This window comes from Sagittula salina (genome assembly GCF_017813235.1).
GTDB classification, from domain to species: domain Bacteria; phylum Pseudomonadota; class Alphaproteobacteria; order Rhodobacterales; family Rhodobacteraceae; genus Sagittula; species Sagittula salina.
On the sequence record NZ_JAGISH010000004.1, the window covers coordinates 272,466 to 296,441 of the forward strand.

The following is a 23,976-nucleotide window of genomic DNA, read 5'->3' on the forward strand; positions in this document are numbered from 1 at the left end:
AAGCCGTGCGCGAGGGCTCAATGCAGATCCATGACAGCGAACAGAAATCCGGCTGGGCCGCGCTGGCGCCGCTCATGGCCGCCTACCATGCGAAAATCGCGGAAGGGCGCAAGGCAGATGCGCAGGCGCTGGCGAAGCAGACGACTGTCGAGGAGGGCAAGGCCCCGGCACGCCCCGAAGCCGAGACCCGCATGATCGCAAAGCTGAAGACCCGCGACCGCGAGGTCCGCGCACATGAGGCCGCACATGCCTCAATTGGTGGGGCGCACGCGGGCAGCGTCAGCTATACCTACCAGACCGGGCCTGACGGAAAACGCTACGCCATCGGTGGCGAGGTGCCCATCGACGTCAGTCCGGTTGCAGGCGATCCGGAGGCGACGATCACCAAGATGCAGCAGATCAAGGCTGCGGCTCTCGCCCCGGCAGAGCCGTCCTCCGCCGACCGCCGCATCGCCGCCACGGCAGAGGCCGCGCGGGCAAAGGCGCAGGCCGACCTCACCGCTCTGCGCACGCAGGAACGCAGCGGCGACGTCGACGAACTGCATTGAACCGCGGGCACCCAATGCTCACATAAAATCTCGCGGAATTGTCCCGCTGACACGTCACCCGCCAAATCTGGTATTTAAGGCTTCCTGATCAGAGGCTGTGGCCAAGATTGCTCGGGCACGCCTCATCGCCCCGTCAAACGCGCGCCCGACAACATCACCTTCGCCGAGATCGAAAGATCGTGGCGGATGAAGCTGCATGCCGTGCGCTCTTCGAGCGCCCGCGGTTCCCGGACGGCCTCCGATGTACCGGATGTGGTGCCACCGCAGTCTCCGGGCAGCGCTATACCCACCGCCACCCTCCACCGCTCGCGCGCCGGACCCTTCACCTGCGACAGCTGCCGCAGGCAGTTCTCAATGACCTCCGGCACAGAGATGCACGGAACGCGGCGTCCTCTCGGCCTGTGGCTACAGGCTATCTGACGCATAGCCGCACCCAGCATTGGCATATCGGCACGCAAGCTCTCCGAGGTGCTCGGGGACACCTACAAGGTCGCCAGGCATCTCGGTCATCGTATTCGCGCAATGATGACCGATCAGAGCGTGGTGCTCTCCGGCATCGTGGAGATGGATGAGATCTGGACCGGGGCCCCACCGCGCAATCAGCACGGCGGGGGTCCGAGCGGTGTGCGGTCCAGGCGCGGCCCGCGCCGGCTTCTCGTGCTCACGATGGTTGGGCGCGGCGGACCAGTCATCTTCCAACCTCAGAGAGGTCGGCCATAAACGATGCATCGTAGCGGAACTGGCATCGGCCAGCCGACCGCTGACGGTTCGCGCTCTCGTCTGTGGAGATGTCGCGTGAAGCGCTTCGCTTTTGTTGGTTATGGCCAACATCCATTCCATGAAGCGCGGCGACCGCCTTCCGCTCAGCGCTTCCTCAAGATCGAGACCGGCCGGGTGCTGAAGCGGCTAATCCGGATGGCGCGCCCCGCACACATCATCATCGAGAAGCTCGACTTCCGGGCCCCGGGGCTTTCCCGGCGGCTGAACCGCATTCTCGCCCGCTCTGGCCGCAAGGTCATCCGGGAGAAGCTCCGCGATATCGAGGAGCGCTACGGCATCGCCTTCGCGGAGGTGAAGCCGGTCTATTCGAGCCAGACATGCTCGGCCTGTGGACATGTGGCCAAGGACGATTGCAAAATCCAATCAGACTTCTCATGCCGCGCCTGCGGACCCGAGATCAACGCCGACTTGAATGCGGCGCGCAACTGGGGAAACGGGCGTTCCGCTTTCGATCGGGCTGCGCACCACACCAAGGCGCAAAGCCTTCGGCTGACGGTTCTCCACAACCTGGAGCGCAACAGGACCCGGGGTCGGGTGACCTCGGCCCAGGTGCTCGGCAGCCCCTACCACAGGGACGTCGATGCAGCCCTGGACACCCCACTGACACGGAACATCCGACCACCATATGTATTGGCCGATGTGTCAGCGGGATAATCACCAAATCTCGCAGGCACCTTGCGCGTAAAATCCTAACGGAATTCCGCGCAGGGGTCTTCGCGCTCCACGCCCGGCGCGTCATCGACCCGGTCGAAAACGCCCTCCGGCGGCGCGCCGTCCTCGCCCTGCCCCAGCGCCCCGATCCGTAGTTCCGGCATCGCCTGCGCCAGCAACGCCGGTGCGCCCCAATCCTTGCGCGCGTGACCGTTGCCGGTGATCACCACCACCGGCCCACCCGTGACCGCCAGCGCCTCGCGCACCACCGCGGCGATCCGCGCATCCCGCAGCCGCTGAATATCGACCATCACGGGCAGCATCTCGTCGGGCAGGGCATCGCAATGCGCCGCCCGCTGCAGCGCCTCGCGCGCTGCCTGCTGATCGGCGGGCAGTGGCCTGTCCAGCCCGAACAGCGCGGCACTGGACCCAAAGACCTCCGCGACGGGCTCGCCCATTACCGCGCGAGCCTCTCCGCGCGGCAAGGCAGCGCCGAAATGCTGCGCATCGGAGGCTGCGAAAATCGGGTAATACATGCCGAAGTCCGGCCAGCCACTGTCTTCCCAATACAGGAATGGTCCCAGAACCGCCTCGCTCGCCAGCATCTCCGGCGTGATGGCCGAAGCGCGCACTCCGGTCAGCATTTCCCAGACGATGCCGTCGGGCTGCACCTGCGCCACGATCTCCGCCTGGCGTGCGTGATGCGCGGGATTGTCGTGCACCTCGCCCAAAAATACCACATCGTAACCAGAAAAGTCGGAAAAACCCCCGTCGGCCTGCGCCGCGGGGGTCGTGCAGAGGCCCGCAACCAGGACCATCGCAAAGGCCACAAGGCCGGAAAAGCATGTTTTCATGCCAGGAAGTGTGCCACTTCTCCGCTCTGTGCTTCAAGCGCCTTGCGCATCTTGCCGAAGGCGGCGGCCTCCAGCTGTCGCACGCGCTCCTTCGACAGGCCCAGCTCGTTACCGAGGCTTTCCAGGGTACGCGGCTCGTCGCGCAGCTTGCGCTCCCGCACGATAAAGCGTTCGCGTTCGTTCAGTCCCGCCATAGCCTGCACCAACCAGTCCCGCAGACATTCGGTGTCATGTGCGTTTTCAACCAGTTCCGCGCTCTGCGCCGAATCATCCTCCAGCGTATCGATCCATTCGCGGCCCTCGTCTTCCACCGACTGCGTCGCGTTCAGCGAAAAGTCGGAGCCGGAGAGCCGCCCCTCCATCATTTCCACGTCGCGCAGCGGAACGCCGATCTCGGTGGCGATCATGTGGCGCAACTGGTGGCCGTCCAGCTTCTGCCCCGCAGCCTGCGCCTCGCGCTCCAGCCGGGCCTGCACGCGTCGCATGTTGAAGAACAGCGCCTTCTGGGAGGACGTCGACCCCGTGCGCACCATGGACCAGTTGCGCATCACGTAATCCTGGATAGAAGCCTTGATCCACCAGACGGCGTAGGTGGAAAAGCGCACCCCGCGATCAGGATCGAACTTGTCGGCGGCCTTCATAAGGCCCAGCCCAGCTTCCTGAATCAGGTCGTTCATCGGGGCGCCATACCGCTTGAACTTCGCCGCCATGGAGATCGCGAGCCGCATGTAGGCCTGGATCAGCCGGTGCAGCGCCTGTTCGTCGCCGTGGTCACGCCAGGCATAGGCGAGGGCCAATTCGGTTTCGGCGTCCAGAAGCTCGGCCTTCATGGCGCGGCGCGAAAGTGTCTGATCGTTGAAGCCGTCAAGAGCCATGGCAGATCCCCGTACATGCTGGTGGCTCCCCCTTGATCGGGGGTTCGCACGTACTACGCATGAGCATGCGAAAAAGTTCACACCCATGGGCGAAAAAGTTCCACCCGACACGCACACAGGCTGTGCATTCGTGCTGGCCCACGCTCCAGCCCCGAGATTATTTCAAGAACAATCAATACCCTGCGCAACAATGCGGTGTCGTGACGAAGTCAATGCCAAAACTCCGCCCACGGTATGGAAACCGACAGGCACGTTTCAGGCATTTCGCAATGCCCCACGCCGCGAGGACTATTTTCCGAACCGCATGCCGCCTCATGTTGGCGACCGCGCTCCAACTCCGCCGACGCTCATCCGGTTGCGGAGCCGCCTTTGCTGCTTCTTGCTGGAAATACTCAAGGCCGCCCGCGCCGGGGGGGCGGGGCGCCGTCAGATCATGTATCGCTGCATCCCCTGCAGCATATCGAGACAGGCGCGCAACTCGGAGCGGGCGAGATATTCGTCCGCCCGGTGGGCCTGTTCGATTGAACCCGGGCCGCAGACCACGCATTGCGTACCGAGCGACTGGAACAGCCCCGCTTCCGTCCCGAAGGAGACAACTTCGCAGCCGTTCGACCCCGTCAACGCGCAGGCCATCTGCGCCATGCGGTTTCCATCCTCCGGCATCAGCCCCGCCACTTCGCCGACGACTTCGCGCAGGACGTGGGCGCCGGGGTGGACCACCTGCATCTCCGCCATGAGTTCTACCGCATAGCGGTCCATTTCGGCCAGCACCTCCAGCGCGTCGCGCGGCTGGACCGGACGCATCTCCCACTCGATCTCCGCCTGGCCGGCGATCACGTTGCGCGCCGCACCCGCGACCATGCGGCCGATGTTGATCGTGGTCCAGGGCGGCGTGAACGGGCTGGCCTCGGGCGCCTGCCCGCGCAGCCGCGCCTCCACCTCCATCAGGCGGGTGACGTAGCGCGTGGCGTAGACGGCGGCGTTCACGCCGCGGTCGGGGGCGGAACCGTGGCCCTCCAGCCCATGGAAATGCGTGGTGTACTCGCAACAACCCTTGTGGCCGTCGATCACCTTCATCAGCGTGGGTTCACCCAGCAGCGCCATGCCCGGCCGCAACCCCTGCCGCGCCAGCGTATCGACCAGCGCGCGCGCTCCGTAACAGCCGACCTCCTCGTCGTAGGTCAACGCCACGTGCACCGGGCGTTTCAGATCCCAGGCGGCGATCTCCGGCGCCATGCCCAGCACGCAGGCGATGAAACCCTTCATGTCGCAGGTGCCGCGCCCATAGAGCCGGTCGTCGCGTTCCGCCATGACGAAGGGATCGGTGGTCCAGCCCGGCTCCTCCGCCGGAACGACGTCGGTGTGCCCCGACAGCACAAGCCCGTCGTCCACCTCCGGGCCGAAGGTCGCCCAGAGGTTCGCCTTCGCCCCGGTCTCGTCCGCCATGATTTCGCAGCGGGCGCCAAAATGCTCCAGCCAGTCTGCAGCGCGGTCGATCAGCAGGCGGTTGCTGTCCGCCGAAACCGTCGGCAGCGCAATGAGCTCACCCAGCAGAGCCTCGGTCCGCGTCATAACACCCATTTCATCCCTCCTGCCCCTGGTGGGCGCACAATTCCCGTGCACAGGCACCAGCCCTCGCAGCCCGCGCGGCCTTTCGTCAATGCCCCCTGCGGCGCCCTCTGGTCCTGCCGCGACAGATCGGCTACAAAACCGGCAATCCCGACAATAAAGGCATTGCGCGCTGCTGCCGGGACCCGCGGAGCCACAGGCCCCCGACAATGCGCGGACCCCCATGGCTCCTATACCCCCGGCGGCGCGCTGCCGCAGTTCAGGAGGCCTTAGAATGCTGACCAACGACATGCTGTCCCAGTGGGACCGCGACACCTTCTTCCATCCCTCGACGCACCTCGCTCAGCATGCCCGCGGCGAAACCCCGTCGCGCGTGATCGCGGGCGGCAAGGGCTGCCATATCCAGGACCGCGACGGGAACCGGATGCTCGATGCCTTTGCCGGTCTTTACTGCGTGAACGTGGGCTATGGCCGCCCCGAGATCGCCGAGGCCATCGCCGAGCAGGCCCGCGAGCTGGCCTATTACCACGCCTATGTGGGCCACGGCACGGAAGCGTCGATCACGCTGGCGAAAATGGTGCTGGATCGCGCGCCCTCGCATATGTCGAAGGTATACTTCGGCCTCTCCGGGTCCGACGCCAACGAGACCAACGTCAAGCTCGTGTGGTACTACAACAACATTCTCGGACGCCCCGAGAAGAAAAAGATCATCTCCCGCTGGCGCGGCTATCACGGGTCGGGCCTGATGACCGGGTCTCTGACGGGGCTTGAACTGTTTCACAAGAAGTTCGACCTGCCGCTGTCTCAGGTCATCCACACGGAGGCACCGTATTACTACCGCCGCCCGGATACCGCGATGTCGGAGGCGCAGTTCGTTGCGCATTGCGCGGCGGAACTGGAGGCGCTGATCGACCGCGAGGGCGCCGACACCATCGCCGCCTTCATCGGGGAACCGGTTCTGGGTACGGGCGGCATCGTGCCGCCACCCGCCGGATACTGGGAGGCGATCCAGGCGGTGCTGGAAAAGCACGACATCCTGCTGATCGCGGACGAGGTGGTGACGGGCTTCGGCCGTCTCGGATCGATGTTCGGCTCCGATCACTACGGGTTGAAACCCGACCTCATCACCATCGCCAAGGGTCTGACATCCGCCTATGCGCCGCTGTCGGGGTCGATCGTATCGGAGAAGATGTGGAAGGTGCTGGAGCAGGGCACCGACGAAAACGGCCCCATCGGCCACGGCTGGACCTATTCGGCACACCCGATCGGGGCCGCCGCCGGGGTGGCGAACCTCAAGCTGATCGACGATCTTGGCCTGATCGACAACGCGGCCACGGTCGGCGCGCATCTGCGGGCCGGGCTGGTCGCCGCGCTGGGGGAGCACGCGCACGTCGGCGATATTCGCGGCGAAGGGATGCTGGCGGCGCTGGAATTCGTCGAGGACCGCGAAGGCCGCGCTTTCTTTGATCCGGCGCGCAAGGCCGGGCCGCAGATCGCGGCGGCGCTGGCGTCGAAGGGCGTTATCGCGCGGGCCATGCCGCAGGGCGATATCCTCGGTTTCGCCCCGCCCTTCTGCCTGACCAGGGCCGAGGCCGAGGAGATCGCGGAAAAGACCGCTGCCGCGGTGCGCGAGGTGCTGGGCTGAGACGGGTTTCGGGTCGGCCTTGCCGGTCCGACCCATGCGGGCCACGCCTGCACTGAGGCGGGGGAAACAAAGGCGGCGCCAATCCCCCGCCGCCCACATTGTGCTGCCGGATTTCAGGCCACCGGGGCAAAAGTGTTTTCAGAGGCACCCCGGACACGCCTGCCGGGCACCCTTTCCCGGGTCCCCCTTCAGCGCAAAGCCGCCCGGTCTGGTGTCCGGCGCAAATGCCCCGCATTCGCGCATGGACAAAGGCACGCGTCTGCTGTAGGTGCGGACCCTTGCCCCCTTTAGCGTGCGCCGCGCACGCCTGCCCCATGGACCCTGCCCCGACATGCTGACCCCCCTTCACGAAGCGCTCACCGAGCGCGGCTACACCACGCTGACCGACGTTCAAGAAGCCGTCGCCGCGCCCGAACTGGCGGAGCGCGACCTGCTGGTTTCCGCCCGCACCGGATCAGGCAAGACGGTGGGCTTCGGCCTTGCCATCGCGCCGACCCTGCTGAAGGACGGTGCTCTGCCGCCGCCCGCCGCCCCTCTCGCGCTGGTGGTCGCCCCGACACGCGAACTTGCGCTTCAGGTGCAGCGCGAACTGTCGTGGCTTTATGAAAAGACCGGCGCCCTCGTCGTGTCCTGCATCGGTGGCATGGACGCCCGCAGCGAACGCCGCGCACTGGAGCGTGGCGCGCATATTGTCGTCGGCACCCCCGGTCGCCTGCGCGACCACATCGAGCGCGGCGCGCTGGATCTTGCAAGCCTCCGCGCCATCGTTCTGGACGAGGCCGACGAGATGCTCGACCTCGGCTTCAGGGAGGATCTGGAGTTCATGCTCTCCGAATCGCCCGCGACCCGCCGCACGCTGCTGTTCTCCGCCACCGTGCCGCCCGCCATCGCGCGGCTTGCCGAAAGCTACCAGCGCGATGCGGAACGCATCACGACGCAGGTCAAGGGCGAACAGCATACCGATATCGAGTATCAGGCCGTGCAATGCACTCCGCAGGATGTAGAGCACGCCATCATCAACCTGCTGCGGTTCCACGACGCGCCCACGGCTATCGTCTTTGCCAACACCCGCGCCACCGTGGCGCGGCTGACCGCACGACTGGCCAACCGCGGTTTTGCAGTGGTGTCCCTGTCGGGTGAACTGAGCCAGGACGAACGCAGCCACGCATTGCAGGCGTTGCGCGACGGTCGGGCGAAGGTCTGCGTGGCCACCGACGTGGCGGCGCGCGGGATCGATCTGCCGAACCTCGACCTCGTTGTGCACGCCGACCTGCCGTCGAACACCGAGACGCTGACCCACCGCTCGGGCCGGACGGGCCGCGCCGGGCGCAAGGGCATCTCGGCGCTGATCGCATCCGACCGCGACGTGAAGAAGGCGCAGCGCCTGCTGGGCTGGGCCAAGGTCAAGGCGACCTGGACCGTCGCCCCCTCGCCTGAGGAGATCGCCGCGAAGGACGAAGAGCGCCTGCTCGCGTCTCCCGCCTGGACGGAGGCGCTGAGCCCCGAGGAGCAGGGCTTTGCCGAACGCCTGATCACCGCCTACGCACCGGAGCAGATCGCGGCGGCCTGCCTGCGGATGTACCTGTCGCGGCTGTCGGCGCCGGAGGATCTGAACGCGCCGGGCACGAAACCCGACCGGGCGGAGCGCGCGCCCTTCGGGCCCTCGAAATGGGTCGCGCTGTCGGCCGGCCGCGATCAGGGGGCGGAGCCGCGCTGGCTCCTGCCGCTGATCCTGCGGGCGGGCAATCTCGACAAGGCGCAGATCGGGCGCATCCGGGTCGAGGACACCGAAAGTTTTGTCGAAGTGGCGGAGGCGGCGCTGCCGTCCCTGCTGGCGGCGGTCGACGGGAATGGCATCCTGGAAAAGGACATCACCCTGCGCGCGGTGGCGGGCGAACCGTCGTTCGCCAGCCGCCCCCGCGACGGGCGTCCCGCCGGCAAGCCCGGGGGAAAACCGGGGGGCAAGCGCTTTGACAAGCGTGACGACCGCCCGCGTCCCGAACGCGCGGAGCGATCCGAACGTCCGGCGCGTCCCGACCGGGATGAAGCCCCGCGCAAGGACGATCGCCCCCGCTCCGAAGGCTTCAGACCGCAGGGCGGCAAGCCCCGGTCGGAGGGTTTCAAATCACACAGGAGCGACAAGCCCCGGTCCGAAGGTTTCAAGTCCCGCGACGGTGGCGGCAAACCGAAATCCGAAGGCTTCAAATCCCATGGCGGCGCGGGCAAGCCGCGCTCCGAAGGCTTCAAGTCGCACGGCACAGGGGACGACAAACCCCGGTCGGACAAACCCCGGCCTGACAAACCCCGGTCCGACAAACCCCGGTCTGACAAACCCCGGTCCGACGCCCCTGCCGACAAACGCCCGCGTGGCGCGATGGACCCGTCGAAGCCGCTGGGCAAACGCGCGGGCTCTGGCGGACCGGGCAAATCCTTTGGCAAGCCGGGAGCGAAACCGGCGGGCAAGCCCTTTGGCAAACCGGGCGGCAAGCCCGGCTTCAAGGGCAAGGCCGGTGATGGCGGCGAAGGCAGCGGTTTCAAGCCGCGGTTCAACGCCAAGGCAAAGGGCGGCGACGCCACCCCGCGCCGCAAGCCCGGCAAGTCCTGAGCACCCCCGACACGACCACGAAAGGCCCCCACCTGGGGCCTTTCCCGTTTCAGAAATCCCGCGTGAAGCGGATATCGAGCGCGTGCTTCGTGGTGTCGTGGAAGGCCGCGTTCGACCGGTTGCGCTTCGACGTCAGCGAAACCTGCGGCGCAAAGCCCATCACCACGAGGTCGCGCTTCGTCAGCGTCAGCCCCAATTGCAAACGCTCGTCCCGGCGTGGATCGGGGATGCCGGGATAGGGTGCGTGGTAGGTGCGACGGGCGGCGATTCCTTCGGCATAGGCGGAAACGCCCTTGGGAAACTCGCGGTAGTAGCCCAGCCCGATCCGCCCCTCGTCAAAGGAAAACCGATCCTGCGCCTTGCGCCCAAAGGAGCCGCCCGCGATGAACCGTACAAAGCTTTCGGGTCCGGTGAAGCGGTCCAGCTGCACCGGAATATCGAGGTAATCGCCATTGTCTCCGGGGGCGGCGTCGAACTGCTCGTAGCGGTATTCCGCCCCGGTGCGTAGCCGCCATGCGGCGCCCAGCCGCTGGTCGGTTTCGACGCCCAGCCCCTGATATCGGTAGGTGCGCTGCCCGTCGACCATGGCGCCGCCCTGAAACACCCGCGCCAGAACGGTTCCGCGCGCGGTCCGCGCCTCTACACCGACCGAACCCTGCCCCGTCAGGTTGCGGCGGGCGATCTCGGGAAAATTTTCCAGCCGCGCCTCCAGCGCGCCTATGGCGGCAAAGCGCGGGCTGACCTGCTGGCGAAACGCCAGCTGCGCGCCCGATGCGTAGCCCAGCCCCGACATGCGCTGCTGGTTCTTCGGAATCACCCCCGTCACCGGCCCCAGCGCCACGCTGGAACGGTTGGTGCCATTGTTGATGTTGCTCGACGGCAGCAGCGAGACATAGCCGCGAAAGCTCAGCGGGCGTTCGGCGTCCAGCGTCCGCAGCAGCGAGGACAACTGTCCGTCCAGCCGGTCATCGACGCCCGAGGCGATCAGGCGTTCGGCCTGCGCCTTTGCCCCGTCGTGCATTCCCAGGCGCCCCAGCGCCCCGGTCAGCTGCACCCTGACGAGGTCCAGATCGGGCCTCTGCGCGAGGATCATACGGTAGAGGCGCACCGCTTCCATGTCGTTGCCCTGCGCCTGCGCGACCAACGCGTCGGTATAGGCCATGCGCACGGCGTGGTCGGGGTGACCGGGCTCATATGCGCGGGCAAGGCGGCGCGCATCGTCGAAAAGCCCGGCGGCGATCAGGCGACGGACAGCAAGCTGAAGGTCGGCGGCGCTGGCGATCTCGACGACCTGCCCGGTGGAGATCCGCGCGGACAGCGCCTGCGCCTGGCCAGTCACCAGGCACAGGGCAGCAGACAACAGGATCCCGATCCAACGAAACCGGGGTCCGGCACACTCGCTCATGGCTGTTTGTCACCGATGAAGACCGCTGTGGTGGCCGCCTGTTCGCCCTGGATGCGTCCCGTGATCAGCGCGGTTCCCGCGGCCGCCTGCTGGTTCGCCCCCATGAAGGAGCCGAAGAAATTCGACTGGGCTCCCGATTCGTAGATCGCGGCGCCGGTGTTGTTGACCAGGCTCGCCGTGCCGCCGTTGAAGTCGCCGCCGGAGATGCTGGCCCCGGAAAGCACGACCGCGGAATTTCCATCGACGAAATCCGCGCCACCGGTGCGGCCGGCCCCGGAGATCCGGCCATTGACCTGCCCGGTGTCGAAATTCGCCGTAAGTTCGACATCGCCACGCACGCGGGCATCGTAATCCTGGTTGGTGGTGGCCGAATTGCTCACCCCACGCACGGTGGACACCAGCGCCCCGCCGGTCCGCCGGTAGGTCGCGGTTCCCGATGCCTGTACCGCACTGGTGGGCGTGAAGGTGCCGCCGTAGAAGACCCCCGTGGTCGACTGCCCGCCGAAGGCGTTCAACGTGCCGACGCCCAGCTCGACGATAAAGAAGTCGTCGTCACCGTCATTGTCGAGGTCGTCGGTGATCAGCGAAAAACTGTCCCCCGCAGTGGAGGCGCTGCCGGGCGCTGCGCCGAACTGCGCGATACCGAAGCCGCTGGTACCGGAGCCATTGGCCACACCGGGCTTGCCGCTGACATTTAGCGACCCGGTGCCCGTCGCACTGACCGGCAGGCCGCCCGCTATGGACGTCAGGGTGACATTTTGCAGATCGACCACGGCGGTCGTCGCCGTGGTGGACTGGTTCGCCCCGGTGTGCAGATAGGCGTAGGTCGCCGTCTCATGAATCGCGGGTGCGCCCGGTACGGGCAGCGCGGATTGCACCACCTTGTCGTTCTGGATCACGACGCCCTTGAGGCTGGCGGTGCCGGTAAAGCCCGCCCCCGCCGTGGTGCCACCGCCGCTGGTGGTGCTGGAGGCGACGGTCGGCGGCGTGCTACCGGAACTGCCGCCCGACGAGACGACTCCCGAAGTACCACCGCCGGACCCGCCGCCCCCGCTGGACAATTGCAATAGATCGCACCCGGCCAGCGCGAGCCCACTCACGATCAGAAGCGTGCTGGAAACTTTCATCTTTTCAATCCCCGATGGTAAAGTAAGCGCCGTTCGCGGTGGCGCGCCGATCAACCCGGCCCTCAAATGCCTACGCCTTTCCGGGGGGATAGCTATCCCCTGTTCAAGGGGGGTCACAGGCGGGGCGGGACATGGTAGATTTCAGTCAATTGATTTTCAGGATCCATCCATGACTCCGCGCCGCGTGTTGTTTCTGTCGGTGGCGATCGCGCTGGCCATGTGCTGGTCGGCCATGTCTGCCCTGCTTGGGCGCCCCTATGCGCCCCTGCCGCCCGGTGCTGTCCCGGTGGCGGTCAGCGCCGATTCACTGCGGCTCGATATCAACGCGCCCATCGATCTTGTGGAGGAACCGGACAAGCTGCCGGACTATCCCGCCTTCAACACGTTCCTCGATCGCCAGCAGGCCCTGTCGGAGGCGCTCGGCCACCCTTCGGCGCGGGTGGCATGGTTGCGAGGCGACGAGGCGGGCGTGGCAGAGGTGCAGCCGCGTGGGCTGACTGACCTGCCACCGGTGTTCCACTTCCAGCTTTTGGTGGGTGTCTTCGGCCTGATGGTCGGCGGCTGGCTCGTGGCGCTCAGGCCGCGCGACCCGGCGGTGCTGCTGTTTGGCGTGACCGGTATCAGCCTCGCGCTCGCCAGTACGACGGCGGCGGTCTATTCCGGGCGCCAGATCGCCCTGCCCGCAGAGACCTTCCGGCTCCTGTCGGGCTTGAACCACATCGGGGCGACGTGGTTCGGGGTGGGGCTGATCGGCATGTTCCTGCTTTACCCGAAACGGCTGGTCCGCCCGGCCTGGATCCTTTTGCCGGCCGTGCTGGTGGCGCTCGGCAACCTCCTGCACCTGAACCAGTTCACGCCGCTGCCGCTGGCCAACCCGATGGTCGCGGTGGAGGCGCTGGTGGCCCTCGCGCTGGCGGTCGCACAGTGGCGCCTGTCGCGCCGGATGCCGCTGGACAGGGCGGGGCTGAAGTACCTGCTGATGGCGACGCTGATCGGGGTGGCGGGCTTTGTCGGGCTGTCGGTGATGCCCACGCTAATGGGCAGTTTCGCACCGGTGAGCCAAGGCTACGCTTTCGGCGCCTTCCTCGCCATGTACGCGGGCATCGCGCTGGGGCTGGCGCGCTACCGGCTGTTCGACCTCGACCGCTATGCCTTCCGGGTGTGGCTCTGGCTCGGGGCGGGGCTGATGATCGTGGCGCTTGACGCGGCGCTCCTGCTGGTGCTGCGCGATCAGCCTCTGAGTTCCTTCGGGCTGGCGCTCCTGCTCGGCAGTTTCCTTTACTTCCCGCTGCGGCAGGCTCTGGTCACGCGCGTGATGTCCTCGCGGCAGGTGACGCTGCAGGGGCAGATGCCCGACATCCTCGCCGCCGCGCTGGAGCGTGACGATGCCCGTCGTGCGCGCGCATGGGACGCGCTGCTGCGGCGGCTCTGGGCGCCGCTGACCATCGCCCCGGGGGACACCGTGGACGGGCCGCGCCTGCTCGACCACGGGATGGCTCTGGCGCTGCCCGACGCCTGCGGCTGCGGCACACGCCGGCTGGGCCATGCCAGCGCCGGGCGGAGGCTGTTCAACGCCGACGATGTGGCGGTGGCGGCGACGCTCTGCGACCTGGTGGCCATGATCCGGCAAAGCTCGGAAGCCTTCGAGCAGGGCGTCACCACCGAGCGCGACCGCATCGCTCGCGACGTTCATGACAATATCGGCGCCCAGCTCCTGAGTGCGCTGCATGCCCGCGAGGCGGAGCGCAAGAACGAACTCCTGCGGGAGGCGCTGACCGACCTGCGTGGCATCATCGACGCCGATTTCACCGGCACATTCGTGCTGGCCGACCTGATGGCCGACCTGCGCGGCGAGACACTGGACCGGCTGGCCAACTCCGGCATTGCGCTGACCTGGCCGCCGATGGCGCTCCCGGAGGAGGAGGTGTCTCTTCAACTTGCCACCACGATCCGCGCCATCGTGCGCGAAGCGGTGAGCAATGCCATCCGTCACTCCGGCTGCCGCATGGTCACGATATCCCCGCGGGCGGATCGCGGTACGCTGCGGCTGACACTGTCGGACGATGGCCGCGCAACGGGCAGCGGGCGGGCAGGCAACGGGCTGGAGAACATGCGCACCCGCGTGCGCGCGTTGAAGGGCACGCTGCTGGTGCGCACCGGGGGCGAGAGCCGGGACGACAGCGGCGTTACCATAGAGGTGGCTCTCCCCTTGATCGAGACTGCTGACGGAAAGGCCGCCTGATGCGCTCAGTCCTGATTCTCGAGGACAACGCGGAGACGCGGCTCTGGATGGAGGAAATCGTGGCGCGGGTCTTCCCGCAGGCCACCGTGGCCACCGCCGCGCTGGTCGCCGACGCCAAGGCGCTGGCCCGCACGCAGGTCTTCGACCTTGCGCTGGTCGATCTCAGCCTGCCCGACGGTGAGGGGCTGGAACTGATCCGCCTGCTTTCGAAGGACAGCCCCGAGACGCAGGCGGTGGTGACGACAATCATGGGTTCGGACGCGGCCGTGGTCTCCGCGCTTTCGGCGGGCGCCGCCGGTTACCTGCTGAAGACCGAGGACGCCGAGGCTGTCGCCCGCCACCTGTCGCAGGTGGCCTACGGCATTCCGGCGCTGTCGCCGGCGATCGCCCGGCGAATCATGAAGCACTTCAGCTACACCGGACCGGTGGCGGACGCCCCCGAAGGGTTGACCCAGCGCGAAACGGAAGCGCTTCGGCTGATCGCGCAGGGCCTGCGCGTCTCGGAAGTGGCAAGCGAGATGGGCATCGCGGAATCCACCGTCTCGACCTACATCAAGTCGATCTATCGCAAACTCGGTATTTCCAACCGAGCGGAGGCGACCTTTGAAGCGACGCGGCTGGGGCTGATGGGCCGGGAGTGACGCCGCCGCCAGAAGACCCAAAGTCCTTGGGCGCCCGACGAAATCAACTATTGCGCGAACCCGGACCCGTGTTAACCTTACGGTAATTTATTTTAGCAGGTGAGGGATTTCCGATGTCGAACATCGCGGGCAAGGCCTATGCCATGAACGTGATAACCCCCAGCCACACGCGCCTCACGTGGATCAACCGCCTGCTCTTCATGGCGGCGCGGGGACTGCCGGAAAAACTGCAGGGGTTGTTGGGACTGTCGCTCATCCACTTTGCCCGCTGGGTCATTGTCAAGCAGGACCAGTGGCCCGATCTCGGACAGGGCGCGCAGCACCAGTTGCAGAACGATTACGTCCTCTTCCTGTCGAACTTCAACGGCACCTGGGACCAGTATATCGATGCATTTTCCGATGGCATTCCCGACGGGCTGGACCTGTTCTGGTACACGGCGACGAAATACCCGCATTCGATCCCGATCACGCCGTTCAAAACCTACATCACCCACAACCAGATCTATACCGACCACTACTACAGCGCCACGCCAGGCAGCGCCCAGCGCGATGTGAAGGCGGCGCTGACGGTCTATGACACCGTGCTCACGCTTGAGAAGGCCCACGCCACCCAGACACCGGAGGAATTCGCCGCGACCTGGCGTGACGCGATGTTCACCGCTCAGGGCAACCTCGGTGAGCCAGGGTTCGGCCCGGTGGCGAGCCTCGACACCGAACGGGCAGACCGCAACCGGAAGGCATTCGTCCAGCGGGCGCAGGAGGGCTACGCCAGCGGCGCCGCGGCCGAGAGCGTGCCGGACCGGGCGGTGGATGCGGTTCTGGACTTGGCACCGGACAGGCGGGAGCAGTAGACATGCCGGATCTCGACACAGGCCATATCTTTCTCACCACTCTGGCACCGATAAAGGACGGCACCTGCCTCGATGACGGTTATCGGCTGTCCTGGCGGCAGAAGGTGCGCAACGCGCTGGTGACTTTGCCCGTAGCGCAGCAATCGCCCGCAACGGTGAACAGCGGCCTCAACAGCCCCTTCGCCCGGAACAGGCGAACGCATCTGGCGCGTATGTTCGTGCTGGACGATGTGGTCTACAACGGGCGCGAGCCCACCAACGCGGTGGCGGGCGCGCTTAAGGGGCTGGCAACCGGCAACGACGCGGAGTCGAACCCGGCACTGCCGCAGCACACCGATTACCTGAACTGTGCCTACCTCGTTTTCTGTGCCGATATCGACGCGGTGACGGAAACGGGCATCGCCCTGCCCACCACCCTGTCCAAGGCGGATCAGGAAAGGGTGCGGCGCTCCTATGCCGAAGAGCTGTGGACCACCATGGGGGAGGAGCTGAAGGCGATCTACTCCGCCTGCGTGGGTTTCGAGAAGGTCAGGGATGCCAAGGGCTTTGCAGACTACCTGGAGGCCTGCCACGTCGAAACGACCATGCCCTTCCACGACTACTACATCGGCGACATCACGGGGGCCTTCCACCGCCTCCCCGTGAAGGCACTGGGCGCGGCGGTAGTGGTGCCGCTCATCGTGACGGTTCTGGCCTTCCTTGCCGCCCTCTTCACGCAATGGAGCCTGTGGGGCATCAACCCGGTCTGGATCATGCTGGTCGCCGGGGCGCTGACCGGCCTCGCCTTCTGGATGGCGGTCCGCTTTGCCATCCGCAACGGTGAAAAACCCCTGCCCCCCGGCCCCTACGACGATCTGCCCAGCGTTCTGAAGGCGCTATATGTCCAGCAGCGTTTCTCCGACCTCGCCATCGACCTGCAGGGCGCACCGCCGGAGGATATCCACACCCGCTTTGGCCAGTGGCTGGAGGTCAACCGCCCCGCCGACCGCTCCGGCCCGACGCAGGCGCCGGGGGTGATCCGTTCCCCGAAAGGTGCGATATGAGTTACCGCCTCGACCTTGACGACATTCAGGGCAACGTCGTGCGCGCCTATGGCCGCTACAGCTTCCCTTTTGCGCGGTACATGTTCTTCAACATCCGCGAACCGGCGGCCGGGCGGAAGTTCGTCAACCAGTTGCTGGGGCACGTCACCACCGCGGCGCGCTGGACCAACGGGAATCAGAAACCCAGCTGTACGCTGAACTGCGGCTTCACCTTCCTCGGGCTGTATATGCTGGAACTGTCTCAGCGGGTGTTGCAGGGGATGCCCGAGGAGTTCATCGCCGGCATGAAGGACCGCGCCTTTTTGTTGGGCGACCGCGACCAGACAAAGCCGGAGCCCGAACTGGGGGACTGGGCCCATCATTGGGACAGGATATGGCGCGAGAACCGGGCCTTTGCCATGCACGAACACAAGGACGTGCACATCTGGGTGTCGCTGAACGCCCAGCGCAAGCGGACGCCGGGCTACGCCACGGACGACCTCAGCGACCCGGCGTTGAAAGTGATCGAACCGGTGCCGGATCTGGGTCAACTGACGGACCGGTTGCGCAGCTATGTGTCGGATAGCAAAGGCGGTGTGGCCCTTCTGTCTACCAACGGCCGCAACGGCGCCGATCCGTGGATGGACGCGCAGGCGGTGTTCCGCGACTTCGACGGGATAAAGTTGCCCACGGCGAAGGAGCATTTCGGGTTCACCGACGGGGTGGGCGATCCGGTCTTTGCCGGGCAACTGCCACAGGAGCAGGAGCGCATCCGCGTGCGCGGGCGCGGCAAGCGTATGGGGACCACGACGGAGAACGACGGCTGGGAGCCGCTGGCGCCGGGTGAATTCATCCTCGGGCACCCGGACGAGGCACAGGAATTGCCGCCCAGCGCGCGCCCGCCGGAGTTCACGCGCAATGGCACCTTCATGGCCTACCGCAAGCTGCACGAGATGGTCGATACCTTCCGCCGCAGCGTCCGCGCGGAGGCGGAGCGTTACGCCCGTGTTCAGGGCATCGATCAGGCGGAGGCAGAGGTCACGCTACGCGCCAAGATGTGTGGCCGCTGGCCCGACGGCATTCCGCTGGCGCACGCACCGACCCATGCCGAATGGCAGGCGAAGCGGCAGGTGGAGGGCTTTGAGGATCCCTCGGCCCTGAAGGCGTTCCTGGCGGAAATCGCCTACCTCGACAAACCCGAGTCTTCGGATTTCCGGTTTGCCGACGACATGAAGGGCTATCGCACCCCTCCCGGCGCGCATATGCGGCGGGTGAACACGCGCGATTACCTCGACCCGATGAATGCGCCGGAGGGCGACAATCCCAACGCCACCACGGCCCTGAACAAGCGCCGCCGCATCATGCGGCGCGGGCTGCCCTACGGCACGTTGCCCGCGGAAGAACAGACAGACGAGACCGAACAGGGCGTTCTGATGATGGTGCTCTGCGCCTCGCTCTTCCGGCAGTTCGAATTCATTCAGCAACAGTGGATCGAATACGGGCTGGATTTCCATCAGGGCAACGACACCTGCCCCCTGCTGGGGCGGCACGACACGCACCGCCGCATGGCGATCCCTGCTGATCCGGGCAAATCCGGCAAGGGCGGCGCCTGCCCCTACACCATTAGCGGGCTGGACACGGTGGTGGAATGTCGCGGCGGCGACTACTTCTTCATCCCGTCGATCACCGCGCTCAGGGCGCTGGCCATGGGGGTGGTCGACCCCACCTGAACCCTGCCGACGTCCCGCCACGTGGATCAGGCCGGACGAGCGGTCGGCCTTGATGAAGCGCTTTATCCGGCGATTTCCTCGGCGCCAACCGCCCATCTGGCCCACGTGGGGGGGTCGACGCAATCGGATTTGCGCTTCGGCCTGCCACTGGCGTCGCTGCAGGGGCCGCGGGTGTTGCCCCCATATGGCGGCAGACGGCTCTGCCTTCGCCAGCGTCCGGATCGTGGACACCGATCAGGGGACTCCGGTTGTTTTTCCAACGCCCTACGGCGGCGGCAAGGAGAAGAGCCCAGAATTGGCCGATGCCGCCATACCGGTGCCGGAGGCACCTGCTGCTGCCCACGCTGGAGGTCTGCGACCACGTCCTCGCAAACGGGCTGACCGACGAGGGCGCGAGGGCTCTGGAAATTCGAATCTCTGCGCGGATCAGGCTGGTATGTTGTCGATCAGGCGCACGTCGCCCAGCCAGGCGGCGACGAACACACGCGCCGGTCCCGTCAGACGGTCGCGCAGGTCCAGATTCTCCGCCCCGCGCAGGTCGAAGTACTCGACCCGCTCGAAACCCTCCGCCAACAGGCGCGCCTCTGCCTCTGCCCGCAGGTCCGATATCGCACGCCCGGCGTGCAGTCCCTGCACCATCGCGCGCATCTCGCGGTGCAAGGCGGGCGCAGTGGTCCGCGCTTCGGGCGACAGACGCAGGTTGCGTGACGACATGGCGAGGCCGTCAGCCTCCCGCACGGTTTCACAGCCGATCACGGCGATGGGCAGATCGAGGTCGGTGGCCATGCGGCGCACCACCTGCAATTGCTGGTAGTCCTTTTCACCGAAATACGCGCGGTCGGCGCCGGTCTGGGTGAAGAGTTTCGTCACAATGGTGGCGACGCCGTCGAAATGCCCCGGTCGGTGCGCGCCGCACAGCACGTCGGTCAGCCCCGCCACAGAAACGGTCGTGGCGAAGCCCGCCGGGTACATCTGGTCCACCCCGGGCGCGTAGAGCACGTCGACGTCCAAGGGCGCGAGCTTCACGGCGTCGCTGTCCTCCGTACGCGGGTACTTCTCGAGGTCGGAGGGGTTGTTGAACTGCTTCGGATTGACGAAAAGCGTCACGATCACCCGATCGCATTCAGCCTTCGCTCGTGCCACCAGCGCGAGGTGGCCGTCGTGCAGCGCCCCCATGGTCGGAACGACGCCCACGGTCTGGCCCGCCGCGCGCCAAGACGCGACCCGCGCGCGCAGGGCGTCGCGGGTCCGTTCGATCACCGGTCGGTTCACGCAGCGGGTTCCACGTCCGAGAAGACGTGCTCGGGCGCCGGGAACTTGCGCGCCCGGACGTCTTCGGCGTAGGCGGCGATGGCGGCGCGGCCGTCCTCACCAAGGGTGCCGTAACGTTTCACGAACTTCGGTTTGAAGGCCGTAAAGAGGCCCAGCATGTCGTCCACAACGAGGATCTGCCCGTCGCACCCCGCCGAGGCGCCGATGCCGATGGTGGGGATCTTTACCTGCGCGGTCACCGCATCGGCCAGCCCCTGCGGGATCTTCTCCAACACAACGGCGAAGGCGCCCGCCTCCTCAACCGCGCGGGCATCGGCCAGCAGCTTGCCCGCCGCCGCACCCCGGCCCTGCACCTTGTAGCCACCCAGCGTGTGCACCGACTGCGGCGTGAGACCGATATGCGCCATCACCGGGATGCCGCGCGCGGTCAAGAAGGCGATGGTCTCCTTCATCTCCACCCCGCCCTCGAGTTTTACGGCGGGGGCACCGGTCTCGCGCAGGACGCGGGCGGCGTTGCGGAAGGCCTGCTCCCTCGATTCCTCGTAGGAGCCAAAGGGCATATCCACGACCATCATGGCCTTCTTCAGGCCGCGACGCACCGCCTGCCCGTGCAGGATCATCATCTCCATCGTAACGCCAAGCGTCGAGTCGAGCCCGTGCAGCACCATGCCGACGGAATCGCCGACAAGCACAAAATCAACGTGATCGTCCATCATCTCCGCCATGGGCGTGGTGTAGGCAGTCAGGCTGACCAGCGGCGCCCCGCCCTTGGCGTTGCGAATATCCTCGGGCGTCTTGGCCCGGATGTGTCCAGTGGTGCTCATGGCAGCTCCTCCTTCCAGAACGACGACCCCGCTTGGGTCACGATATGTCGTGATCTCCGCGCATTCCGTCATAAAGTTGCGCCGCCCTATCACATGCCGCGCCGCAGCGCTACATATCATTTGGGAAGCGATCGGGGAAGCCGTGAGGGGGAAAAGCCGGTATCCGGGAACCCTGCGTCAAGCAGTTTCAGGGGCTATCGAGGCCGTCAGGGCCGCGACCATGCCGCATAGCACTGCGCAAAGGCGTCCAGCCGGGCCCGCGCGACGGTCACGGCACGTTCTTCCTCACCCATGCGCGACAGGCGCGCGCCCTCCGGCCCTGCCTCGAGGACAAAGACCGCGTCACCCTCGAGCATCACAAGGTTCAGGCGGTCGGCCCGTGCCACCGGCCCGTCAATGAGAACCGTCGGCACGAGACTGCCGTCACGGCCCACGCGATCCGTCAGGCAGCAAAGTGCCGCCGCCACCTTCAGCCGCCGGATCAGGGCGGCGGCGGCGCGGATCTCGGGTTCGGACACGTCGATGGTGGGGCGAGCGAAGGGCGTGACCCTGCCCTGCACGTCCTCCACCACGCGTGACAGTGCCATGCCCCAGCCGGGCGCGAGCGCCGCCATACGCGCGCCAAAAAGCCCCTGCACCCGGCAAAGCGTTCCACCCCGCCCGGCAGCAGGCCTCGCGCTTTCGCGCCCGAGAGAGAGCACCAGTTCCGGCCGGCTCAGCCGCCCACAAGCCAATCCGATACCAAGCCGCATATCGTCGGACAGCACCTCCGTCACACCGGCCAGCCGCAGTTCCATCGCGCGGCGCAGCCGGTCGCGGTTGCCCTCACAGAGCCGCTGCACCGTATCGGTACAGGCTGCATCGTCGACCACGCTCACCTCCGGCCGTGCTGCCACCCAGCGCGCCAACGCCAGCAGGAGCGGCGCCCGCCGATCAAGCAGCGTGAAGGCGTGATCAAGGCGCGCCAGGTCCGGCGCCTTGCCCCGCCCGTTCAGTCCGTGCCCATTTAGTCCAGGCCCGTTTAGTCCAGGCCCGTTCAGCCATGGCCGCAACGCCCCCGCAATCACGGCGTAGCGTTCGGCCCCCATGGCCCGCAGTGCGGTGACGAGGTCCGAGAGCGCGCGGGCGGGGAGGTCCTCGGCGGCAAGGTTGCGCAACACACCCGCGTGCCCTGCCTCGCGCACGTCGGCGGCATAAGCCCGCACGGTGCAGGCCCGGTGAAGAAGCGGAGGCATGGCGGCGGGCGGGAACCGGCCCGCAGAGCCGAGGACATCGCGGAAATCGGACAGAGCGTCGATCAGAAGCTCCGGCGTACGATCCAGCGCGGCAAAGGCGCTGCCAGGAACCACGATCCGATCGACGTACCCGGCCTCCTGCGTACCGTATCCCGTTTCAAAGCCCGCCTTGCGCATGAATGCCACCACGCTGCTTCCGAGCTGCCCCACCGGGGCGCGATCAGCCCCGGAGACAAGGGTACGGGCAGTGGAATCGGGCGGCTGTGCGTGTAACATGGCAAACTCCGAACAGAGACCGCCCAGAAATTTGGCGGCCACGGTCTGGCCGGTCGGTGCAACCACTGCATCCGCCCGCCGGGATGTGGACCGGGCACGGCGAAACAGGTGCGACGCGAGTGAATGGGTCCCGTGCAGCGGGAGGGGACAGACTCGTCAGACCACCCTCAGTGTGCGCCAACGACCGCCATCCAAGCAAGGGGCTTTGCCGCCGTTGCTGCATTTCCCGGTCGCCGCCCCGAACCGTTGCCCATCGCAGCGCGCTTGCAGCGCGGTCACGAAACCCGCATCAATGGGTCCGAACAGACACCGGGAGAGACCCGCATGACCGCTCCATTTCGCACGCTGCCCGCCGCCGCCCTCCTTGCACTGATCGCAGGCACAGCGGCCGCCGAACGCACGGATCTGACCATCGCACTGCAACTGGAACCGCCGCACCTCGACCCGACTTCGGCCGCCGCCGGGGCGATAGACAGCGTGCTCTATGCCAATGTCTTCGAAGGGTTGACCCGCTTCACCGAGAGCGGCGCCATCGTCCCGGCGCTGGCCCGGTCCTGGGAAACAGCCGACGACGGACTCGCCTGGACCTTCCATCTGGCACAGGGGGTGACCTTCCACGACGGCACCGCCTTCGACGCGGAGGACGTGAAGTTCACGCTGGACCGCGCGCGGAGCGAGGGTTCGGTCAACGCGCAGAAAGCGCTTTTCGAAGGGATCGAGTCGGTGGAGGTCGTGAATCCGCAGACTGTCGTGCTGCACCTCGCGCAGCCAGACGGCAATCTGCTGTTCAACCTCGCATGGGGCGACGCGGTCATGGTGGCGCCCGAAACGGTGGCCGGGATCAAGACCGCGCCGGTGGGGACCGGGCCCTTCCGGTTCTCCGACTGGCGCCAGGGCGACAGCATCGTGCTGGAAGCCTATGACTCCTACTGGGGCGAAGCACCCGCCCTGAACCGGGCCACCTTTCGCTTCATCTCGGACCCGACGGCGGCCTTTGCGGCCGTCATGGCGCAGGACGTGGACGCCTTTGCCGGTTTCCCCGCGCCGGAGACCCTGCCCCAGTTCGAGGCCGACCCTCGGTTCCAGGTGCTGGTGGGTACCACCGAGGGCGAAACGATCCTCGCGATGAACAACGCGCGCGCGCCCTTCGACGACGTGCGCGTGCGCGAGGCGGTGGCCCATGCCATCGACCGTCAGGCCGTAATCGACGGCGCGATGGAGGGGCTTGGCATCCCCATCGGAACGCATTTCGCACCACACAACCCCGATTATGAGGATCTCACCGCGCTCTCCATCTACGATCCGGAGCGGTCCAAGGCGCTCCTGGCCGAGGCGGGGCTGGCGGAGGGCTTCACCACCACTCTGAAGCTGCCGCCGCCCTCCTACGCGCGCCGTGGCGGGGAAATCATCGCCGCCCAGCTGCGTGCGGTGGGGATCGAAACCGAGGTGCAGAACATCGAGTGGGCACAGTGGCTGGAGGAAGTGTTTCGGGGCAAGGATTTCGGCCTGACCATCGTCAGCCACACGGAGCCCTTCGACATCGGCATCTACGGGCGCGAGGATTACTACTTCGGTTACGGCAAACCCGAATTCCGTGACCTGATGGACCGGCTGGCCGCCACCGCCGATCCCTCCGACCGTACCGCCCTGCTGCACGAGGCGCAGGAGATGATCGCGCATGATTTCGTCAACGGTTACCTGTTCCAGCTTGCCTATCCGACAGTGGCGGACGCGCGACTGCGCGGGCTGTGGACCAACGCTCCGACGCAGGCCACCGATCTCACCGGCGTCACCTGGTCGGAGTGATCCGGCAGCCCGAGGAAC

General features: G+C 66.6%; 18 protein-coding genes. 10 read left to right on the top strand and 8 right to left on the bottom strand.

Annotation, left to right across the window (positions count from 1 at the left end; translation table 11 throughout):
- Window positions 1-20 precede the first annotated feature (20 nt).
- Window positions 21-548, top strand: coding sequence for a putative metalloprotease CJM1_0395 family protein (locus tag J5474_RS09530; RefSeq protein ID WP_209360668.1), 528 nt, complete (start codon window positions 21-23; stop codon window positions 546-548).
- Window positions 549-1,343: 795 nt separating this feature from the next.
- Complete coding sequence (locus J5474_RS09535) at window positions 1,344-1,982, top strand: zinc ribbon domain-containing protein (protein ID WP_209360669.1); 639 nt, start codon at window positions 1,344-1,346, stop codon at window positions 1,980-1,982.
- Between the two features lie 35 nt (window positions 1,983-2,017).
- On the opposite strand, the gene J5474_RS09540 is transcribed toward J5474_RS09535, so the two are convergent.
- The 3 genes from J5474_RS09540 to argE form a co-directional block, all read right to left on the bottom strand.
- Entirely contained in the window at window positions 2,018-2,833 is an 816-nt protein-coding gene (locus tag J5474_RS09540) for a ChaN family lipoprotein (RefSeq protein WP_209360670.1), read from the bottom strand.
- Window positions 2,830-3,708, bottom strand: coding sequence for an RNA polymerase factor sigma-32 (locus J5474_RS09545; protein WP_209360671.1), 879 nt, complete (start codon window positions 3,706-3,708; stop codon window positions 2,830-2,832). The genes J5474_RS09540 and J5474_RS09545 overlap by 4 nt, the downstream gene beginning before the upstream one ends.
- A 426-nt stretch (window positions 3,709-4,134) precedes the next feature.
- Window positions 4,135-5,289 carry an acetylornithine deacetylase gene (gene argE, locus J5474_RS09550; protein ID WP_209360672.1) on the bottom strand — a complete coding sequence of 385 codons (1,155 nt, stop codon included), beginning with the start codon at window positions 5,287-5,289 and terminating at the stop codon, window positions 4,135-4,137.
- Between the two features lie 262 nt (window positions 5,290-5,551).
- On the opposite strand from argE, the gene J5474_RS09555 reads away from it, so the two are divergent.
- Together J5474_RS09555 and J5474_RS09560 are read left to right on the top strand one after the other, a co-directional pair.
- On the top strand, window positions 5,552-6,922 hold the full coding sequence (locus tag J5474_RS09555) for an aspartate aminotransferase family protein (protein ID WP_209360673.1): 1,371 nt from the start codon (window positions 5,552-5,554) through the stop codon (window positions 6,920-6,922).
- A 331-nt stretch (window positions 6,923-7,253) separates the two neighbouring features.
- Window positions 7,254-9,527: a DEAD/DEAH box helicase gene (locus tag J5474_RS09560; RefSeq protein ID WP_209360674.1), complete on the top strand. Its 2,274-nt coding sequence runs from the start codon at window positions 7,254-7,256 to the stop codon at window positions 9,525-9,527.
- 49 nt (window positions 9,528-9,576) lie between these two features.
- Here J5474_RS09560 and J5474_RS09565 read toward each other — a convergent pair whose 3' ends face one another.
- Complete coding sequence (locus tag J5474_RS09565) at window positions 9,577-10,887, bottom strand: surface lipoprotein assembly modifier (RefSeq protein WP_209360675.1); 1,311 nt, start codon at window positions 10,885-10,887, stop codon at window positions 9,577-9,579.
- Between the two features lie 41 nt (window positions 10,888-10,928).
- Entirely contained in the window at window positions 10,929-12,059 is a 1,131-nt protein-coding gene (locus tag J5474_RS09570) for a HupA family protein (RefSeq protein WP_209360676.1), read from the bottom strand.
- A 169-nt stretch (window positions 12,060-12,228) separates the two neighbouring features.
- Here J5474_RS09570 and J5474_RS09575 point away from each other — a divergent pair, with 169 nt between their 5' ends.
- From J5474_RS09575 to J5474_RS09595, 5 genes are all read left to right on the top strand, one after another.
- The gene (locus tag J5474_RS09575) at window positions 12,229-14,301 is read left to right on the top strand and encodes a sensor histidine kinase (RefSeq protein WP_209360677.1); all 2,073 of its coding nucleotides are present in this window, start codon (window positions 12,229-12,231) and stop codon (window positions 14,299-14,301) included.
- The gene (locus J5474_RS09580) at window positions 14,301-14,942 is read left to right on the top strand and encodes a response regulator transcription factor (protein ID WP_209360678.1); all 642 of its coding nucleotides are present in this window, start codon (window positions 14,301-14,303) and stop codon (window positions 14,940-14,942) included. The genes J5474_RS09575 and J5474_RS09580 overlap by 1 nt, the downstream gene beginning before the upstream one ends.
- A 113-nt stretch (window positions 14,943-15,055) precedes the next feature.
- Window positions 15,056-15,793: a hypothetical protein gene (locus J5474_RS09585; RefSeq protein WP_245216365.1), complete on the top strand. Its 738-nt coding sequence runs from the start codon at window positions 15,056-15,058 to the stop codon at window positions 15,791-15,793.
- Window positions 15,794-15,795: 2 nt separating this feature from the next.
- A complete protein-coding gene (locus tag J5474_RS09590) occupies window positions 15,796-16,836 on the top strand; it encodes a hypothetical protein (RefSeq protein ID WP_209360679.1) in 1,041 nt (346 codons plus the stop codon).
- On the top strand, window positions 16,833-18,545 hold the full coding sequence (locus J5474_RS09595) for a Dyp-type peroxidase (protein WP_209360680.1): 1,713 nt from the start codon (window positions 16,833-16,835) through the stop codon (window positions 18,543-18,545). The genes J5474_RS09590 and J5474_RS09595 overlap by 4 nt, the downstream gene beginning before the upstream one ends.
- A gap of 426 nt (window positions 18,546-18,971) precedes the next feature.
- On the opposite strand, the gene panC is transcribed toward J5474_RS09595, so the two are convergent.
- The 3 genes from panC to J5474_RS09610 form a co-directional block, all read right to left on the bottom strand.
- Complete coding sequence (panC, locus tag J5474_RS09600) at window positions 18,972-19,817, bottom strand: pantoate--beta-alanine ligase (RefSeq protein WP_209360681.1); 846 nt, start codon at window positions 19,815-19,817, stop codon at window positions 18,972-18,974.
- Window positions 19,814-20,641 (bottom strand): 3-methyl-2-oxobutanoate hydroxymethyltransferase, encoded by an 828-nt coding sequence (gene panB, locus J5474_RS09605; RefSeq protein ID WP_209360682.1) that lies wholly within the window; start codon window positions 20,639-20,641, stop codon window positions 19,814-19,816. Before panB ends, panC begins: the two co-directional genes overlap by 4 nt.
- A 206-nt stretch (window positions 20,642-20,847) precedes the next feature.
- Window positions 20,848-22,152 carry a hypothetical protein gene (locus J5474_RS09610; RefSeq protein ID WP_209360683.1) on the bottom strand — a complete coding sequence of 435 codons (1,305 nt, stop codon included), beginning with the start codon at window positions 22,150-22,152 and terminating at the stop codon, window positions 20,848-20,850.
- Window positions 22,153-22,476: 324 nt separating this feature from the next.
- Between J5474_RS09610 and J5474_RS09615 the strand changes: the two genes are divergently transcribed.
- Window positions 22,477-23,958, top strand: coding sequence for an ABC transporter substrate-binding protein (locus J5474_RS09615; RefSeq protein WP_209360684.1), 1,482 nt, complete (start codon window positions 22,477-22,479; stop codon window positions 23,956-23,958).
- Window positions 23,959-23,976 lie beyond the last annotated feature (18 nt).

What these genes read in the sequence shown, in the direction of transcription:
- J5474_RS09530 (WP_209360668.1), top strand. Translation starts at nt 21, where the DNA reads ATGCAGATCCATGACAGCGAACAGAAATCCGGCTGGGCCGCGCTGGCG.
- argE (WP_209360672.1), bottom strand. Translation starts at nt 5,289, where the DNA reads ATGGGTGTTATGACGCGGACCGAGGCTCTGCTGGGTGAGCTCATTGCG.
- J5474_RS09595 (WP_209360680.1), top strand. Translation starts at nt 16,833, where the DNA reads ATGAGTTACCGCCTCGACCTTGACGACATTCAGGGCAACGTCGTGCGC.
- J5474_RS09585 (WP_245216365.1), top strand. Translation starts at nt 15,056, where the DNA reads ATGTCGAACATCGCGGGCAAGGCCTATGCCATGAACGTGATAACCCCC.
- J5474_RS09590 (WP_209360679.1), top strand. Translation starts at nt 15,796, where the DNA reads ATGCCGGATCTCGACACAGGCCATATCTTTCTCACCACTCTGGCACCG.
- J5474_RS09560 (WP_209360674.1), top strand. Translation starts at nt 7,254, where the DNA reads ATGCTGACCCCCCTTCACGAAGCGCTCACCGAGCGCGGCTACACCACG.
- panB (WP_209360682.1), bottom strand. Translation starts at nt 20,641, where the DNA reads ATGAGCACCACTGGACACATCCGGGCCAAGACGCCCGAGGATATTCGC.
- J5474_RS09615 (WP_209360684.1), top strand. Translation starts at nt 22,477, where the DNA reads ATGACCGCTCCATTTCGCACGCTGCCCGCCGCCGCCCTCCTTGCACTG.
- J5474_RS09540 (WP_209360670.1), bottom strand. Translation starts at nt 2,833, where the DNA reads ATGAAAACATGCTTTTCCGGCCTTGTGGCCTTTGCGATGGTCCTGGTT.
- J5474_RS09580 (WP_209360678.1), top strand. Translation starts at nt 14,301, where the DNA reads ATGCGCTCAGTCCTGATTCTCGAGGACAACGCGGAGACGCGGCTCTGG.
- J5474_RS09575 (WP_209360677.1), top strand. Translation starts at nt 12,229, where the DNA reads ATGACTCCGCGCCGCGTGTTGTTTCTGTCGGTGGCGATCGCGCTGGCC.
- J5474_RS09545 (WP_209360671.1), bottom strand. Translation starts at nt 3,708, where the DNA reads ATGGCTCTTGACGGCTTCAACGATCAGACACTTTCGCGCCGCGCCATG.
- J5474_RS09610 (WP_209360683.1), bottom strand. Translation starts at nt 22,152, where the DNA reads ATGTTACACGCACAGCCGCCCGATTCCACTGCCCGTACCCTTGTCTCC.
- J5474_RS09570 (WP_209360676.1), bottom strand. Translation starts at nt 12,059, where the DNA reads ATGAAAGTTTCCAGCACGCTTCTGATCGTGAGTGGGCTCGCGCTGGCC.
- J5474_RS09555 (WP_209360673.1), top strand. Translation starts at nt 5,552, where the DNA reads ATGCTGACCAACGACATGCTGTCCCAGTGGGACCGCGACACCTTCTTC.